This window comes from Actinosynnema sp. CA-299493 (genome assembly GCF_050946825.1).
Taxonomy (GTDB): domain Bacteria; phylum Actinomycetota; class Actinomycetes; order Mycobacteriales; family Pseudonocardiaceae; genus Actinosynnema.
In genome coordinates this window covers 6,341,522-6,355,009 of the sequence record NZ_CP191993.1, presented here as the reverse complement: position 1 = coordinate 6,355,009, position 13,488 = coordinate 6,341,522, and the positions used below count along the sequence as shown (strand labels likewise).

Genomic DNA, 13,488 nt, shown 5'->3' with positions numbered 1-13,488 from the left:
GGCGGGATCTGGCTGCGTGGCGGCGGGCGAGGAGGTCGCGGTGCCATCGCAGGACTGTCTCCGGCGTACCAGTAGTCGGAGTCGACGAAGTGCTTGCGTCGGGAGTCGGTGCAGCAGTGCCGCGAGGAATGCCCGGTCGGCGGGGGAGAACCGTGGGCGGGTGTCTCCGAGTTGGCGTTGCAGGACCATGATCTGGTGGCGCAGCCCCAGGATCTCCACGTCCTTGTCCCGATCGCTCATGGGCAGCAGGCGCAGCAACGCGAACGTGTTGGTCACGCCCAGGTAGGCCATTCGGAGCAGCACAGCCGGTCATCATGCCGCGTCAGCCAACGGCACTGCGGATGGCAGCCCTCCCGTGAGCGCTTGACGCCTCTTGGACTTATACGTCCCCTACCTGCATGGATGAGGTTTTCGGCAGGCACAGCGGCGACGATCCGCGGACGCCCGTAGGCACCCCGGTGACCGGCGTGGACCTCCCCGATCTCGGCGGCCAGGCGCTTGTCGTCCGCGGCCCGCTCCGCCCTGGCCGGGGCCGCGGCCAACCATTCGTAGAGCCCGGACGCCGTACGCCCAGGACCCTGCACAGCCGGGTGACGCCGAAGACGGCGCGGTGTTCGGAGATGAACCGGTAGCTGCGGGTCAACGACCCATCGCCGAGTAGCCGGGAGGAGTTTCACCTCCCGGCCCTCACAGAACCGTGCGTAACAGTCTCCCGTTACACGGCTCTTGTCGTCCTGATCATCAAACCAGTACGGCGGTCACGGTTGGCGTGAGGCGCCAGTGCGCGAACATGCGGGGATACCGCTGGGCGATCTCCTGCAACTTCGCAAGCGCCTTCCGTTTGCCTGAGAGCCGTTTGTACTTCTTGCGGATCCAACGCACCAAGTAGGCGTTGATGCGCATCACGAAAGGAATCAACTCCCAAGGCCGGAAACGGCCGTAGTAGTTGATCCAGCCCGCCACCTTCGGATTGACCCTGCGGGCGAGCTCCCGGAAGGGCAGATCGGTTCGACGGTGCAGATGCCAACTCCGCACTTCCCGTCCGATCCTCGTCAACGCATGTCTGCTGATGCCCGGGTCGAACGCCAGGAACAGGTTCCCCTGTCGGCTCCGGTTCTTCCTGGCGCGGAACGTGTACCCGAGGAACGTGAAGGTCGTGTGCTCGAAGGAGCGTCGACGGTTCCCGTCCGCGCAGTAGACGATCCGGGTCTTGGTCGGATGTAGGACCAGTCCGACCTCGGCCATCCTGTCCGTGAGCGCGGCCAGCACTTGACGGGCCTGGGGCTCGGTGACGCAGTGCAACACCGCATCGTCCGCGTAGCGTTCGAACCAGACGGTCGGGAACTCCCGGGCCATCCAGGCATCGAACGCATAGTGCAGGAACAGATTCGCCAGTACAGGAGACACCGGGGCTCCTTGCGGAGTCCCGCGTTCCCGCTTCAGCAGGCTGCCGTCTGGCATCGCGAGCGGCGCTTCGAGCCACCGTCTCACATACAGCTTCACCCAGACGGCGTCGGTGTGGGCTTCCACGGCCTTGACCAGCAGGTTCCAGGGCACGCTGTCAAAGAACCCGGCGATATCGAACTCCACCACCCAGTCCCGTTTCCAGCAGCGTTCCCGACATTTCCCCACCGCGTCCAAGGCCGACCGCCCGGGCCGGTATCCGAAGGAATCCGGGTGGAAAATCGGTTCCACCCTTCGCATCAGATGCCGGGCCACCACGGTCTGGGCCACACGATCGGCGACACCGGGGATGCCGAGCATCCTCATGCCACCGCCATGCGGCTTGGGAATCTCCACCGCACGCACCGGAGGCGGAAAGTAGGAGCCCGACGACATGCGATTCCAGACCTTGTAGAGGTTGCCCTTCAGGTCCTTCTCGAACTCGTAGACGCTCTGACCGTCAACCCCGGGCGCACCCTTGTTCGCCTTGACTTCCTCCCAGGCTTTCCTGACGTCCCACTTCGAGATGTCAAACGGCTTGGTCGATGACTTCAACTGGTCCACCGAACTCCTCCCGGACCATGTCCGGTTGATGCGATCAACTCAGTCACGAACGACCCGACCCCTTCGCTCCACCCTCATTACAAGGGCTTCACCGCTACTACGAGCCGGTCCGCCGGCAGGTCCCGTATCGGTACTCAGCCCCTTGCAGAGTCAGCTGCTTGGAGAGCTCCCTCTCGCCAACCGCCAGAAGCGGTAGGTAGTGCCGAGACCTGCCTTCTCCTGTTCCATGCGAAAGCCGCAGATCGGGCTCACGTCGCCTGCATGCCGGACACCGCCTGACCAATAGACGGGCACCCGTCAGGCTCATCCCGGAGCTTGAGGAACGCCCCGGTTTTGATGTCGTCTGGTTTTGTTTCGACACTTCAGCAGCGATTCACTTGCGTTCGTCTTCCCGATCCCCACCTGACGCCTCGTGCGACGCCTTTTCCTCATCGCTCACCACGACGGTCTTCAGCCAACGCGGCATGAGGCGGTTTGAAGCCTCCCCCCGTAGGGCGGCTCCGAAGGGCCATACCTTCATCTTCCGCACAGCATCACTTCCGAAAGCTGCCCTACGATCAGCTCCCTTTCGTGTTCAGGACACAATCCCTGGCAAAATACGCGGCCGCCTTGCGCAGGATGTCCTTCTCCAACTCCAGTTCCGCCACCCGCTTGCGCAGCGCCGGCAGCTCCTCCTGGTCCACCGCAGTCGCCGAGTCCACGGGACCGGCCTGAGCCTGTTCGGCGGTGCGGACCCAGTTGCGCAGGGTCTCGTGGTTCACGCCCAACTCGCGGGCGACCTGCCGCAACGGCCGGTCCGAGGAGCGGGCCAGCTCGACGGCGTCCCTGCGGAACCGCTCGGGGTACTTCGACTTGCCTGACACGGGGAACATCCTTCCCCAGACCGCTGTCTGGGATCAGGGTGTCCGGTTCAAGGGGACAACCTCACCTTGAAGTTGTCCCCGATGACCGGACACCGGATTTCATGCCACGAGGGCGAGGATGGCGACGGTGTCCGCCGCTGCAGTCGATCCGCTGTCGGAGTGGGTCGGTGGTGTGCGGGGATGTATCCCGTCGTGTGTCGACCCTGTCGAACAAGGTGATCATGCGGGGTTATGCTGCCTGGCGTGACCGGGTTCGTTCAGGTGTCCACCGCGGCCGAGAGCAGGGAGGCCGCCTTTCGGCTGGCGCGGTCCGCAGTCGGGGCGCGTCTGGCCGCCGGTGCGCAGGTGGTCGGCCCGGTCGGTTCGGTGTTCTGGCATCTGGGCGAGCTCGGTGAGGGCGAGGAGTGGCAGGTCCTGTTCAAGACCACCGCCGACCGCTTCGCCCGACTGCGCGACCATTTGGTCGCCGAGCATCCCTGGAGCAATCCAGAGGTGACCGCGACGGCGCTGGTCGACGGTTCTCCCGCGTACTTCGCGTGGTTGAGGCGGACGGTCGATCCGGAAGCCTAGGCGCCCACGGCGTCGAACATCCGGGCCACCGCGGGCAGGGAGCGGTGCTGTTCCAGTCGGCGTGCGACCTGTCGGATGCGGCTCAGCGGACGCACAGACCCGACACCGTCGGCAAGTCGGAAGGACTCGGTGACCACCAGGGCGGCGCGTTCGATCTCGTGCCCGTCGAGCAGGGCGTGGGCCAGCCAGGTCAGGTACAGCGCCTTGTCCCGTGCCTGGGTGTCGTCGAACCGTGACAACGCCGATTCCAGCACCGGCACGGCGCGCAACGGCCGGTGCAGTTCCGCCCAGCACCGTCCCGTCATGATGTCGATCTCGGTCTGGTCGACCCAGTAGACCCAGTCCGGCTCGGGCCGGTCATCCGAGCGGGCCAACTGCTCGCGCGCGAGGGCCAGTGACCGGTCCGCGTTGGCCGCGTCGCCCGCCACCGCGTAGGTCCAGGCCCTGCGCTCGGACAGCAGCGCCCCCACCCGCGGCGTCACCCCGTCCGCCGCCGCGCAGGAGGACTCGGCCAGGCCGACGTTCGGCCGCGCCACCGTCACCTCCTGGTAGGCCAGAAACGCCAGGGCATTGCCCGCCAGCGCCGGATCCTCGGCTTCACGTGCCATGGTCAGGCTCGTCTGGTAGCGCTGCCTCGCCTCGGAGTGCATGCCGGCGTCGAACGCCGCCCAGCCGGTCAGCTGTGCCTGCTCGGCCACCACCCCGACCAGGCGCTTGCGGGTCGCCCCGGTGCACCGCGCCTGGCGGATGAACGAAATCGTCCCCTCCAGCTCAGAGGCGTAGAGACGGTAGGTGTCACGGCCGCCGAGGTAGTTGTCCAACCGCCGCAGCCGCGCCGTCCGCGCGACCAGCCGATCGACATCGCCACCACCGACACCCGAGGACGACCCGAAGACGTCGGACGCGCCCAGCGCGACACCCGCTGCGGCCCCGAGGAATTGACGCCGGTCCACGTCGCCTCCCACATCGGTCCCGTCCTGCCCGCGCCGCCACACCGCGCGACGAACGAGGTTCTGCTCCTCTTTCGCCCTGCCCCGGAGCGCGACGAGCGCCCCGCCCGCCTCCAACGCCGAGTCGATGGCACGCACGATCTCCAGCGACGGCAGATTCGCCTGCAACCGCTCGGCGTAGGAGACGTACTGACGCGTATAGCCGATCCTTCTCGCCAGCTGCGGCTGGCTCAACCCCGCCTCGCCCCGACGACGCTTGATCTCCGAGGCCAGGGAAGCAGCCGCCCCACCTACATCACCGCCGTCTGGACGTGCCACGCCCGCTGACGCGTCCACACCTCTGGCCTTGCTGTCGGCGTCGTCGGACACGTGCGCCCCCATGATTACTAGAGCGGTGCAGTTGGTCACAGATCGTAGCTCCACAACATTCGGCAGGTACATCCGTGCCGAGCGCTGTCCGCCGAACGATGAGCAGAGTCCGTTGACGGCGACCTGTAGCCGCAGTGCGCGCAGGTTCGAATCCCTGGCGGGAGCACCAAAGGATGGGGACAAGGCTGACCAGGGGATCTGCACCGGCAGTCTAGTGTCCTGCGCCTGAAGTTCGTTGACGAATTGTAGGGTTGTCGGGTGGCTCGTAGGGGTCGGCCGGTGGCCGTGGTGGTGTTGACGGACGAGGAACGCGAGACGCTGGCACGTTGGGCGCGGCGGGCGAAGTCGTCGCAGGCGTTGGCGCAGCGGTGCCGGATCGTGCTGGGCTGCGCCGATGGCAGGTCCAATCAGGATGTGGCGGCGGAGTTGGGGATCTGGCCGCAGACGGTGGGCAAGTGGCGGCGCCGGTTCCTGGACAAGCGCCTGGACGGTTTGGTGGACGAGCCGCGTCCCGGTGCCCCGCGGAAGATCACTGACGAGCGGGTTGAGCAGGTCGTGGTGGCCACGCTGGAACGGACGCCGGCCGACGCCACGCACTGGTCGCGGACCTCGATGGCGGCCGAGAGCGGACTGTCGCGCTCGACGGTCGGGCGGATCTGGAAGGCGTTCAACCTCAAGCCGCACCAGGTCGACACGTTCACGCTGTCCACCGATCCGCAGTTCGTGGACAAGGTCCGCGACGTGGTCGGGCTCTACCTGGACCCGCCGGAGAAGGCGTTGGTGCTGTGCGTGGACGAGAAGTCGCAGATCCAGGCGCTGGACCGGTCCGCGCCGGTGCTGCCGATGATGCCGGGCCTGCCCGAACGTCGCACCCACGACTACATCCGGCACGGCATCACCACCCTGTTCGCCGCGCTCGACATCGCCACCGGCGAGGTCATCGGTTCGATCCACCGCCGCCACCGGGCCGTGGAGTTCAAGAAGTTCCTCGCCAAGCTGGACAGGGAAGTCCCGGCCGATCTGGACGTGCACCTGGTCTGCGACAACTACGGCATCCACAAACACCCCACCGTCCGGAAGTGGCTGGAAGCGCACCCGCGCTTCCACATGCACTTCACCCCCACCTACTCCTCCTGGCTCAACCAGGTCGAGCGATGGTTCGGCCTGCTCACCGACAAACGACTACGCCGCGCCGCCCACAAGTCCCCGCGCGCCCTGGAGAACGACATCCGCGACTGGCTCAAGACCTGGAACGAGGACCCAAGCCTTTCGTCTGCACTAAGACCGCATCTCATTTGGGGTTGTTGTGGGTCAGCAGGTCCAGCTTGTCGGCTCGGCGGTAGCAGATCACCGCGCAGGCCAGTTGGGTGAATGCCGTGAAGTGGGCGGCCTTGCGTTCGTAGCGGCGGGCCAGTCGTCGGAACCGGGAAACCCACTCCAGGGTCCGTTCGATGACGTACCGGTGGCGTCCCAGTCGCTTGGCGGACTCGATGCCGCGGCGGGCGATCCGGGCGATGATGCCCCGCCTGCGCAGTGTGGCGCGGCAGGTCGGGTAGTCGTAGCCCTTGTCGGCGTGCAGCTTGCGCGGCCGACGACGAGGACGGCCGACGGGTCCCTTGACCGGGGCGACGGCGTCGACCACGGTCTCCAGCAGCAGGTGGTCGTTGCGGTTGGCCGCGGAGACCACGACCGTCAGCGGGATGCCGCCGCGGTCGCCCATCGCGTGGATCTTCGAGCCGGGTTTGCCCCTGTCGACCGGGCTGGGGCCGGTCAGATCCCCCCTTTGACCGCGCGGACGTGCATGCTGTCCACCGACGCCCGCGACCAGTCGATCGCCCCGGCGACGCCGAGCAGGTCCAGGGTCGTGTCGTGCAGCCGGGCGAACACGTCCGCCTCGACCCACTCCGAGAACCGGCGATGCGCGGTGGGGGAACTGATCCCGAACGAGGCGGACAACGCCGACCAGGCACACCCCGTCCGCAACACGTACACGATGGCCGCCAACACGGTCCGGTCGTCCAGCCGACGACGCCCACCGCCCTGGTGGCGTTGCGGCGCGCCGGGCAACAACGGCTTCGCCAACAGCCACAACGGCTCCGGGCACCACTTCTCCACGTCGTTCATCGTCGATCAAGATAACGCCCGCGTGGCAACACTCCAAATGAGATGCGGTCTAAGGACGCGGACGAGATCCTCGACCGCCTCGCCTCATATCTTGATCGAATTCCTGGCGCAGGACACTAGGCGGGTCGCTGTAGAAGTCGACGACGATCACCACGTGGTCGATGCCACCGTCGGATTGCCAGTCGATAAACAACAGGTCGGCGATCAGTAGGTTCCAGATCTGGGCCGCGTCGGCGGCGGGGGCCCGTTCGGCGACCCATGCGCGGTCAGTCCGCTCAGTGGCAAACTCCCGCAGGTCGTGCGCCCTGCTCCAGATCCGGCTGAACGAATCACCTAACCCATTGGAATTAAAGGTCCAGATACTCTTGTCGTTCTGCGAGCGGTGCTAGCGCAGCATCTGGGGTAGTTGGCGCACCAGCGCAAGCGCGGTGAGTACGGCACGATCGACCCACTCCAGCCGTGGGCAGCGGTTAGTGCGGCGTAGTACGGCGACCTCGTGCCGCAGCACCAGCAGCTCCACGTCGTTGGCCGCCGATGACCGGTCGAGCAGGCCCAGCCAGCCGACGATCCGGACGTAGAGCAGGTCCAGCAGTCGTAGCGCCACGCCCCGCGATCATGCTCCTACGGCTCATGATGCGCGATCGCCGCAGCTCAGCGCTGGAGTGCAGAGTTCTGGAGCCTCACAGGGTTATCGGAGCGACTTGGTGTCGAGTGGGATTGCGGTTGTAAGGCGGGCACCGGTGGGGTGATCTGACGCGTGGAGTGTGCCGTGGTGGGTGGTGGCGATGCGGCGGGCGATGGGCAAGCCGAGTCCGGTGCCGCCAGTGTCGCGGGTGCGGGCGTGGTCGAGGCGGGTGAAGCGGTCGAAGATATGTTCGTGATCGTCGGTTGGGATGCCAGGACCATCGTCTGTCACTTCCAGCACTGCTTCGTCGTCGATGGTGGTCAGGCGGACGGTGATGGTGCTGGTGGCGTGGCGTTCGGCGTTGTCGAGCAGGTTGCCCAGCAGTCGGTCGAGTAGCGGCAGGCTGCCGCGCACGAGTGCCGGGTGGCGGGGTAGGTCGGTGGTCAGAGTGTGCTGGCTGCGACGGCGGGAGGTGTGCTCGCTTACCAGGTTGGTGAAATCAACGATGGCTTCGTGGCCCGTCGTGACGGGGGTGTGGTCGAGGCGCGCGAGGAGGAGCAGATCGGTGGCCAAGTGTTGCAGGCGTTCTGTGTCGGCCAGGGCGGCGTCGACGACTGCGGGCCAATCGGCAAGGTCTGGGTGGATGGTGGCGATCTCCAGTTCGGCGCGTAACGCGGCGATCGGGCTGCGGAGCTCGTGGGAAGCGTCGGCGACGAACCGTCGGTTGTCCTCCGCTGCGGCTTCCAGCCGGTCCAGGGTGGCGTTTACTGTGGCGGCGAGATCGGCAATCTCGTTGCGGGCAAGGGGCACTGGGACCCGTCGAGTCAGGTCATGCTCGGTAATATCAGCCATCTCGCGTCGGATCGCCTCCACGGGCCGGAGTACCCATCCCATCGCCAGCCACACGACACCGCCGAACAGGCTAATCAACGCTATCGCTCCGAGTGTCAAAAGCAGAATCTGATTATTGAGCGTCCGTTGACTCTCCGACAGGCGGGCACGAAGCTCGGCTGGCACCCAGTCCTGGGAAAGACTGCCGAGCCCAGTCTGTCCCTTTGCGTCGATCCCTTTGAAGTCAATCTGCTGAGGATTGGTCAAAGGCCATGACGAAAATTCGGGGACAAATGTAGTGGAATAATACTCAGCGACACAATTTATCCTTGTGTCGTGACCCGCGATGTATTCAGGTGAAATGTCGCCCAGGTCTATGGATTTGGATAGGACTCCGACTGTAGGGGAATCGGTATCCGGGAAGTCCGTACTGCCAAATATGCAGACTTGCGAAGGTGGTGAGACGACCCAGGGTATCATGTTGGGGCTACGTTTTTCAGGTGGTAACTCCCACCCTCCGGAGCTACAAAGTGCGCGATCCCCTTCCAATGTGGCTTCGATCCGGATCGCCTCGTCGCGCAGAGAGGTGGCCGCCAGTGCCACTATGGCAGCGATAGGTATGGAGATCGCCGTTACCGCCGCTATCAGAACCGGCAGGCGCAACGAGCGTCGTGGTGGCCTGTGTCCGGTCATCCGACCTCCTCTTTGTCCTCGACGAGTCGGTAGCCGAACCCTCGGACGGTGGTTATAGTGCGCCGTTGAAACGGTATGTCGATCTTGCGTCGTAGGGTGCTGATGTAGACCTCGACCAGATTCGGGTCTGGCTCGCGTGCCTCATCCCATACCCCGGCGATGATCTCGGTCTTGGACACCACTCGACCCCGGTGGCGCAGCAGGAACTCCAACACCACAAACTCCTTGGCGGTCAGCCTGATCGGTGTGCGACCGCGCCGGCACGTCCGTGAGGTCGGATCCAACTGCAGGTCCCCGGCTTGCAGTACTGCCGGTCGCGGCGTAGCCCCTCTGCGCGCCAGTGCCCGTAGACGAGCGACCAGTACCAGGTAGGAGAACGGCTTGGTCAAGTAGTCGTCGGCGCCGGTGTCCAATCCTTCGGTCTCGTCCAGTTCACCGTCCTTCGCGGTCAGCATCAGTATGGGTGTCCACACCTGCGCTGCACGCAGCCGCGCGCAGACCTTGTAGCCGTTTAGCCCAGGCAGCATCACGTCCAGGACGATCACATCGTAGGTATGCTCACTCGCCCGCCATAGTCCGTCCAGACCATCATATTCCACATCGGCGACGAAACCCTCTGCTGCAAGTCCGCGGACGAGCAGTCCTGCCAGTCGACGGTCATCCTCCACCACAAGCACTCGCATACCTTCATCATGCCGCACACAGGATTCGAAACCTGAAGAACACTTCAGCTGGGCACAGGAAGCTTCAAGGACGATGAGACACGATGGCGCCGTCAACGTGTCCGCGTTTCCCTAATAGCCTTCTCGTAGTGGGTTGACGGCAGGTTCCGGCATGATGCGAAACGGTGGTGGGCCTTCACTCGAGGTCGGATAGGCAGCGCTTTCTTGTTCGTAAAGAGATCTGGCGACCATGTCGTGGTGGTGTAGAGACCCGAGTCGATCTTGCAGGTGGTGTCGTCACTTGCCCGGCGGTTCGGTTAACGGTTCACGGGCTCTGCGGTGGCGTCTCCGAAGTGGGTCGCGATGCTGCGACCATGTGGTAGGAGTGCCCACTGGCTCGAGAAATTGTCAAAGTCTGTAGATGGACGATGTCGTCGAGGTGCTACAAGTGGAATCGGGTGAGGTGTCGAAGTCGGTGATGGGTTGGAAGTCGAGGAGTTGGAGTAGAGCTGCGCTTTGATGGTTGCCGTAGGTGACACCGGCGAAGATGTCAGTGGCGCCGTGTCGATGTCGGGCGTAGTCGACGAGCGCTGTGCAGGCGATGGTGGTGTAGCCATGGTGGTGGGGTTGTAGCTGAGCAAGTAGCCCAGACCGTAACGGGTCGAGGCGGCGTGGACGAGGTCACTTGACCGACGAGGTCACATCGGTCGTGCGGCGAAGGGCGTTGATATGCCCCTCCTTCAGGTTAGGATCGAGCTCCCGGTCGTCCTCCGGTGTCGGCCATCGTGCCTCCGCCGGTAGGCGACCTCTGCATCGCCGCGTCCCGTCCTTCAATCACTGCGATATCCCTTCGGCGGCCTGCATCCTCGTGTGGGTTAAGGAGAACGGACAGCGAATGAGGTGGCGACGTGAGCAGGGTCAGGAAAGAGTCGCTGTCGGCGCGGCGGTCCTAGGCGTGGCCGTGACGGCGGGCAGAACGCGGGGCCTCATCCGACCACCGGTACCGCAGCACCGGTCGATCGTCGTGGTCGATATGGCCGGTTCCGGGCGATGGAGCGATCCGATGCAGTTACAGGCCCGGTCGGCGTTGAACGAGGTCGTGCGAACGGCATTCCGCTCGGCGCGGATCGCGTGGTGGCGGATGGCGGTCGAGGACCGAGGCGACGGCATGATCGTGCTCGTACCTCCGTCCGTGTCGAAGTTGCACCTCCTGAACCCGGTGCTGCCGCGTCTGGCTCGGCTGATCGCCGACCGCAACAGGTCGGCCCGTACGGCGGAACGCATCCGGCTGCGAGTAGCAGTGCACGCCGGCGAGGTGCACCGCGACGCGACGGGGTGGGCCGGTACCGACATCAACCTGGCGTGCCGGCTCGTTGACGACCAGGCCGTTCGCGGCCTGCTGCGTGATGACCCCGCCCTCGACATGGCACTGGTCGTGTCGGACGCGATCCACGGGGCGGTCGTACGGCACAGCTATCAGGGCGTCACACCCACCGAGTACTCCCCGTTCAGGGTGGTGGCGAAGGAGGTGAACACCCGTGCCTGGCTGCACAGGGCCGGTTCGAGCCCCATTACACCTGCGAGGACGCACCGACAGGGAGATGTAGTGGTTACGGCACGCGCGCCGCGACGCCCGTCGCCTGCGGGGCACTGAAACCGGAATACCTCCTGCTTCACCTGTTTCTGGTGTTCCGAGCTGCGCCCAACCGATTCGTAAGCGGGCCCGTGCCGTCCTGCGCCAGCATGCCTCATGAGCCAATGCCGTTAAGTTTGGGTATTTGGGCTGGCCAGAAGTGGTGTCGGTGGGCCGGGGTGGCGGGTGATCCGGTCGGTGGCGCGTTTGACGCGGTAGGAGTTGTGTCGGGCGCGTTTGAGCACGCGGGGGCAGGTGCGGTGTCGGCGGGGCGGGTTGGGTTGCCGCAGGATTTCGGTGATCGCGTCGGCGAGGGCGTTGTCGAGGTGCTCAGGGGGTAATGGCCGCCTGGTCGGTGACCTGGCGGCGGACGACGCGGAGGCCCTTGAGGAAGGACATGCGGTCGGGGTCGTAGCCGGCGGGGTCTGCGGCGTCGAGCAGCAGGCCGCGGACGGCGTAGTGGGCCAACAGCAGTCCCCACATCTGCTGCTCGACCAGGTCGGGTGTCCTGGAGCGCAGGATCTCGCCCCGGCCGCGCAGGTCGGTTTTCAGTTCGTCCAGGGCTGATTCGGTTTCCCACCGTTGGTGATAGGCATGGGCCAGGTCCGGTGCGGGCAGCTCGTGCAGATCGGTCACGGTGGTGATCACGACGATGAGCTCGCCGTCGGGGTTGCGGTCGGGGACGGTGTACTCCACCACGCGCACCAGCCGCGCCGACTCGGCCGGGATGTCCCGGCCTTCCCCGGCCTGGGCGGCCAGGCTGGCACGCCGGTCCGCACTCAGCCCGGGGCGGTGGATCAGAGCCAGGTAGGAGCCGTCGGGCAGCCACCGCACCAGCCCCACCGACACCGACGCCCCGACCCGCCACGCCAGATCGGCACCGGTGTCGGCGAAGCGGCCGAACAGCTCGTAGGAGTACAGACCGGCGTCGGCCAACACCAGCATCCCGGGGCCGACGGAGGCGGTCAGGTCGACGGCCAGGGTGCGCTCCCCGGTGCGGACCGAGCCCGGGACCGCGCCCACGATGGCGTGACTGCCGCACTCGGCCAGAGCCGCGACGTGCAGTTTCGGATAGGCCGACGCCTTGGGCCCCGAGCCGGTCTTCCCGAACCTCTCGGCGTTGTCGGGGGTGTCGGCCACGTCGAAACTCGTCGCGTCGACCGCCATCAGCCTGCGCCCGGCAAGCCAGGCGCCCTTCGTGCCCGAACCGGCCAACGGCACGCACGCACGCTCGAATAACGCCTTCACCGGCTGCGGCCCGAGTCGCCCACGGGCCTGGGTGATCGCCGATTTGGTGGGCACCTGCCAGTCGTCGACCCACGAGCCGAGCCGGCGCAGGTTGCCGACCAGGCGGCCCATCACCTCGTCGTAGGACTCGGAGAAGAACAACCCCATCGCGATCACGTAGCGGACCATCACGTGCGCGGGCAACCGCCGGCTGCGCTTCTCCCGCCGCCCGGTGCGGTTGAGGACCTCTTCGATCAGGTCACGGTCGAACCGGGCCGACACCACACCCAGTGCGATGTGGTCGGTCAACCGGCCCTGCGGCCACGGCGGCGGCTGCACCCCAGACGACGTCACGGCCCGACACCGTACCGGCCCGCGTCAATCCACCATGCCATCCAGCACAAACGGCCTATCTGAACGGCATTGCCTCATGAGCCGGTGTCGCTCGAAAAGTTAAATACTGTCCCTGCAGGGGGATCGGCACCCGTCACAAGATCACGACCGATCGATTACTTACCGTCACCACCGAAGTGCGCCAGAGCCGCTCGTTTTGCAGTCCCTTGGCGGCCAGGGCTGCGGTCTGGCTGGAGTCGATCGACCAGCCGACGACGCGGCAGGAGTGCACGTCGAGCACGACCGCGCAGTACACCTTGCCTTCGCGGGTGGGATGTTCGGTGGTCTCGGTGACCCACAACTGGTTCGGCGCAGGTCTGGTGAAGTCACGGTCGACCAGGTCCACCGCGGTGGGCATGTCGTGTTTCGGCCGTGGTCTGCGCCGGTTGGGCAGCCCCTTGATTCCGTTGCGGTGCATGAGAGCACGATGGTGTTGTGTCCGACGGTGATCGCGCGGGCGAGGGTGAGTTCGGCGTGCACTTGTGGGGATCCGTAGACCTGGAACGACTCGACATGGATTTCGCGGATCAGATCGACGAGC

Annotated in this window: 12 protein-coding genes and 1 pseudogene; 3 read left to right on the top strand and 10 right to left on the bottom strand. The window is 65.7% G+C overall.

Annotated elements, in window-relative coordinates:
• Window positions 1–741: 741 nt before the first annotated feature.
• Together ltrA and ACQPYE_RS26430 are read right to left on the bottom strand one after the other, a co-directional pair.
• Window positions 742–2,007, bottom strand: coding sequence for a group II intron reverse transcriptase/maturase (ltrA, locus tag ACQPYE_RS26435; RefSeq protein ID WP_498715160.1), 1,266 nt, complete (start codon window positions 2,005–2,007; stop codon window positions 742–744).
• Window positions 2,008–2,564: 557 nt separating this feature from the next.
• A complete protein-coding gene (locus tag ACQPYE_RS26430; protein WP_498715158.1) occupies window positions 2,565–2,870 on the bottom strand; it encodes a transposase in 306 nt (101 codons plus the stop codon).
• Window positions 2,871–3,113: 243 nt separating this feature from the next.
• Here ACQPYE_RS26430 and cutA point away from each other — a divergent pair, with 243 nt between their 5' ends.
• A complete protein-coding gene (gene cutA / locus ACQPYE_RS26425) occupies window positions 3,114–3,440 on the top strand; it encodes a divalent-cation tolerance protein CutA (RefSeq protein ID WP_498715156.1) in 327 nt (108 codons plus the stop codon).
• On the opposite strand, the gene ACQPYE_RS26420 is transcribed toward cutA, so the two are convergent.
• The gene (locus tag ACQPYE_RS26420) at window positions 3,437–4,759 is read right to left on the bottom strand and encodes a helix-turn-helix transcriptional regulator (protein WP_498715154.1); all 1,323 of its coding nucleotides are present in this window, start codon (window positions 4,757–4,759) and stop codon (window positions 3,437–3,439) included. The two genes, cutA and ACQPYE_RS26420, sit on opposite strands and share 4 nt — an antisense overlap.
• Window positions 4,760–5,017: 258 nt before the next feature.
• Between ACQPYE_RS26420 and ACQPYE_RS26415 the strand changes: the two are divergent.
• A pseudogene (locus tag ACQPYE_RS26415) lies at window positions 5,018–6,102 on the top strand (IS630 family transposase).
• Here the strand turns inward: ACQPYE_RS26415 and ACQPYE_RS26410 are convergent.
• From ACQPYE_RS26410 to ACQPYE_RS26390, 5 genes are all read right to left on the bottom strand, one after another.
• Window positions 6,051–6,883 (bottom strand): IS5 family transposase gene (locus ACQPYE_RS26410; protein ID WP_498715151.1). Its coding sequence is split into 2 segments (ribosomal slippage): window positions 6,051–6,535 and window positions 6,535–6,883, totalling 834 coding nucleotides; the frame shifts between segments, so codons are not numbered across the junction. The pseudogene ACQPYE_RS26415 and the gene ACQPYE_RS26410 sit on opposite strands and share 52 nt — an antisense overlap.
• Window positions 6,884–6,932: 49 nt before the next feature.
• On the bottom strand, window positions 6,933–7,244 hold the full coding sequence (locus ACQPYE_RS26405; protein ID WP_498722992.1) for an amidase domain-containing protein: 312 nt from the start codon (window positions 7,242–7,244) through the stop codon (window positions 6,933–6,935).
• A gap of 24 nt (window positions 7,245–7,268) precedes the next feature.
• Window positions 7,269–7,487 (bottom strand): hypothetical protein, encoded by a 219-nt coding sequence (locus ACQPYE_RS26400; RefSeq protein ID WP_498715149.1) that lies wholly within the window; start codon window positions 7,485–7,487, stop codon window positions 7,269–7,271.
• 84 nt (window positions 7,488–7,571) lie between these two features.
• Window positions 7,572–8,606 carry a sensor histidine kinase gene (locus ACQPYE_RS26395; protein WP_498715148.1) on the bottom strand — a complete coding sequence of 345 codons (1,035 nt, stop codon included), beginning with the start codon at window positions 8,604–8,606 and terminating at the stop codon, window positions 7,572–7,574.
• A gap of 422 nt (window positions 8,607–9,028) precedes the next feature.
• The gene (locus tag ACQPYE_RS26390; protein ID WP_498715146.1) at window positions 9,029–9,715 is read right to left on the bottom strand and encodes a response regulator transcription factor; all 687 of its coding nucleotides are present in this window, start codon (window positions 9,713–9,715) and stop codon (window positions 9,029–9,031) included.
• 934 nt (window positions 9,716–10,649) lie between these two features.
• On the opposite strand from ACQPYE_RS26390, the gene ACQPYE_RS26385 reads away from it, so the two are divergent.
• On the top strand, window positions 10,650–11,348 hold the full coding sequence (locus ACQPYE_RS26385; RefSeq protein ID WP_498715144.1) for a hypothetical protein: 699 nt from the start codon (window positions 10,650–10,652) through the stop codon (window positions 11,346–11,348).
• Between the two features lie 309 nt (window positions 11,349–11,657).
• Here ACQPYE_RS26385 and ACQPYE_RS26380 read toward each other — a convergent pair whose 3' ends face one another.
• Both ACQPYE_RS26380 and ACQPYE_RS26375 read right to left on the bottom strand, forming a co-directional pair.
• Window positions 11,658–12,908 carry an IS4 family transposase gene (locus tag ACQPYE_RS26380; protein WP_498715143.1) on the bottom strand — a complete coding sequence of 417 codons (1,251 nt, stop codon included), beginning with the start codon at window positions 12,906–12,908 and terminating at the stop codon, window positions 11,658–11,660.
• Window positions 12,909–13,041: 133 nt separating this feature from the next.
• Entirely contained in the window at window positions 13,042–13,365 is a 324-nt protein-coding gene (locus ACQPYE_RS26375; RefSeq protein WP_498715141.1) for a DDE-type integrase/transposase/recombinase, read from the bottom strand.
• Window positions 13,366–13,488: the final 123 nt, after the last annotated feature.